Origin of the sequence: Roseixanthobacter psychrophilus, from assembly GCF_043195195.1 — a bacterium.
Taxonomy (GTDB): domain Bacteria; phylum Pseudomonadota; class Alphaproteobacteria; order Rhizobiales; family Xanthobacteraceae; genus NCEH01.
This window is the reverse complement of the sequence record NZ_JBAFWT010000102.1, coordinates 1-2981: the sequence shown is the minus strand read 5'-3', so window position 1 is coordinate 2981 and position 2981 is coordinate 1. Positions and strand designations below refer to the sequence as shown.

Sequence of the window (2981 nt, the reverse complement as noted above, 5' to 3'; positions counted from 1 at the left end):
GCGAGCTGGCGCACCCACGGTCGGACGATGGCAGCCGTCGCTTTCCAGAGCGGAACGCTGCGCCGCTTCCGCCCTTTGCCATTGAGGTGCGCCACCGGCGACACATCGAGAACGACGTCACCAATCCGCAGGTTGATGACCTCCGACACCCGCGCGCCCGTATTATAGAGGACGGCGAATAGCACCTGGTCGCGCCGCCCGGCCCAGCTATGCCGGTCCGGTGCCGCAATGATCGCGTCCATCTCCGGCCTGGTTAGGAATCCGAGCACGGCCTTGTCGTGACGTTTTTGCGGGATGGCCAAGCTATGCTCGATGGTGGCCAGCGCCGTCAGATCCTGGTGCGCGGCATACTTCAGGAACGAACGGATCGCCGATAGGCGGGCGTTGCGGCTTCGCACGCTGTTGCCGCGATCCCGCTCGAGATGATCGAGGAATCGGAGGATCAGCGCCGCGTCAAGGTCGCCGAGCTCGAGATCCGTGGGCATTTTGCCGGTTGTCTTTTGGGCGAAGGCGAGCAGCAGCCGGAATGTGTCGCGGTAGGCCGCGACCGTGCACGGGCTAACAGCACGTTGTTGCCGCAGATAATCGACGAAGAAGTGCTGTAGCAGCGCCGGAAACGACGGGTGCAGGCTCGGATCAGCCATGACGAACCTCCCCGACCTTCGCGCCGAACGCCTCAAAGCGATCGCCAGCGATCGCCATCAGTTCCGGCACTGCCTGCAGATACCAATAGGTGTCACCGACGTTGACGTGCCCCACATAGGTCGAGAGCGCCATCATGGCATTGCCGAGGTTGTCGCCATTCTCCTGCCACAGCATCAGACGGCGGCAGATGAAGGTGTGGCGCAGATCGTGGATTCGTATTTGCCGATGGCCGCCGCGAGCGGCAATGCCAAGCTCGGCCGAGATCCCGACGAAAACCCTCCTGACGCTTTGATAATGAAGCGCACCGCCGGTCTTCTCGGACAGGAAAAATGGCGCGACTGCATCGGTCGCGCCGTATCTGGCCCGTATGCGAAAATAGGCGCGCAAAGCCTCGGCCGTAGTTGAATGCAGAGGGACAAGCCGGGTCCGCTGGAACTTCGAGTGGCGGACAGTGATCTGTTCCTGCTCGTCGTCGATGTCGCCGCAGCACAGGCGCAGCGCTTCGGAAATCCGCAGTCCCGTGGTCGCCAACAAGCCGAAAAGCGTCGTGAAAGTCGCCGGGGTCAGGCCGCCTGTTCGCGACAGCCGCCCTGCGGCGGCGATCAGTGCTTCGACCTCCGCTGGCGTGTAGATGTGCGGGGGGATCCGGCGATGCGAGCGGCCGAAGGGGGATCCTTCCGGGAACGCGGTGACGGGATCGCGGTCCGCCAGGAAACGCGCGAATGGCCGCAGCACATTGACGCGCCCCGCCCAGGTGAAGGGGTCGGGGTGCTGTGCTTTCTCCCGTGCCCACCGCAGCACGACGGCGGCGGTCAGCGGCCCCATATGGCCGGTCGCGTCGGCGAAGCGGGCAAAGGCCAACGTGAGGCTGCCCGATCGGTCCAACTTGAAACCGAGGGAACGACGCTCGGCGAGGTAGGCTTCCGCCAACGCCAGCATGATGTGCGGGCCGCTCATGCCACGTCCCCCGGCCAAGGGAGCGCCACCGCCGAGAGGCGTGTGACGTCGACGCGCGTGTACGTGGCCGAGGTCACGATGCTGCGGTGGCGCAGAACGTCGGCGATCTGCTTCATCGGCGTTCCGGCGTTAATCAACCGGCTCGCTAACGTGTGTCGCAGGACGTGGACGCGGGTGCGATCCCAGCCAAGCCGCCGATAGGCGGCGTGAAGGGCTTTCTGAACGACACGCCGGCCGACCGGCTCGCCGAGGGGAGCGACATGGCGCACGAAGACCGCGCGGCAAGTGGTCTTCGGCCGCTCGTGCATGAGGTAGTCCGCTATGGCCGCGCCGGTTGTAGTAAGCAGCGGCAGCACGTCGGCTCGTCGTGCTTTACCGGCGGCGATCGTGACCGTTCCGGCCTGCCAGTCGATGTCGTCGAGGCTCAGCTTGACGACCTCGCTGCTTCTCAGGCCCAAGTCTGTCAGGCAGCGGACGATGGCATAGCCGCGGCGGCGAGACGGACAGGGAGCATCGAACGCTCCGAAGAGCTGCTCCAACTCGTCGGGCGAGAGCCCTATCGGCAGCGTGGCATCTCGCCAACATGCCGGGCGCGGTACAACGCGTAGCAGGTGGGCAACGTCGTCACCCAGCAACTCGCGATACCGAAAGTAGCACCGGACGGCGCCACCCATGACGCGGATCGTGCTCGGACTCCAATCGAGTTCGCCCAGGACAAAGCGACGGATCGCGGCGGGAGTGATCAGTGCAACTTCGATCGGTCGGCAGCCGAATTGCGCCTTCAGCAAGCGCCGGATGATCCGGATGCGATGATCGCGTGTGCCTTCGGACAGTCCCCAGACCTCCGTCATCTTCGTGTCGAAATGCGCAAGCTCTCGCGTGATCTCGTCGCCGGCCGGAGGGGTGACGATGCCCTGAGTGCGTAACAGGCGGACCAGATGGTTGAGCGCCGCTCTGTTCTCGATCAGGCCGAGCGGCACCGGGCGCTGGCAGTCACAACGAGGCAAATGGCACGACAGGAATCGGGCAATCACAGCTTCGCTGATGTTCGTCGCCGCGTAGCCCTCAGCCCGAAGCCACTGCCCGAAGTGGACGATGCTCGCCAAGTAGCGGCGCTGCTTCGACCTGTATCGAGCCACCTCGAAATACTCGCTGTAGCTCCGAAGGAAGGGCGCAAGCACGTTGGCAGGGTCGGCTGTGCGCAACTGAAGCCGGGAAGGTGTGGGCATCACTCTGATCTCCGTTTGTTGGGAGGTCGAGTTGAAGCGCAGTATTATGTGCAGATCAAAAGAACGTGCGCGGGATGAGTGCCCGGCGCACATTCTATCGACGAGAGCCAGCGGACTTCAGCTCTCCATAATCTCGAACGGGTCATAATC

At 64.1% G+C, this 2981-nt stretch carries 3 protein-coding genes; all 3 read right to left on the bottom strand.

The window, feature by feature from the left end:
* A partial coding sequence (locus tag V5F77_RS28410; protein ID WP_429008411.1) for a tyrosine-type recombinase/integrase occupies positions 1-644 on the bottom strand: 644 nt, incomplete at its 3' end.
* Positions 637-1602, bottom strand: a complete 966-nt coding sequence (locus tag V5F77_RS28405) for a tyrosine-type recombinase/integrase (protein WP_429008410.1) — start codon at positions 1600-1602, stop codon at positions 637-639. The genes V5F77_RS28410 and V5F77_RS28405, both read right to left, overlap by 8 nt.
* Entirely contained in the window at positions 1599-2831 is a 1233-nt protein-coding gene (locus V5F77_RS28400; RefSeq protein WP_429008409.1) for a tyrosine-type recombinase/integrase, read from the bottom strand. Before V5F77_RS28400 ends, V5F77_RS28405 begins: the two co-directional genes overlap by 4 nt.
* Between the last annotated feature and the right edge of the window lie 150 nt (positions 2832-2981).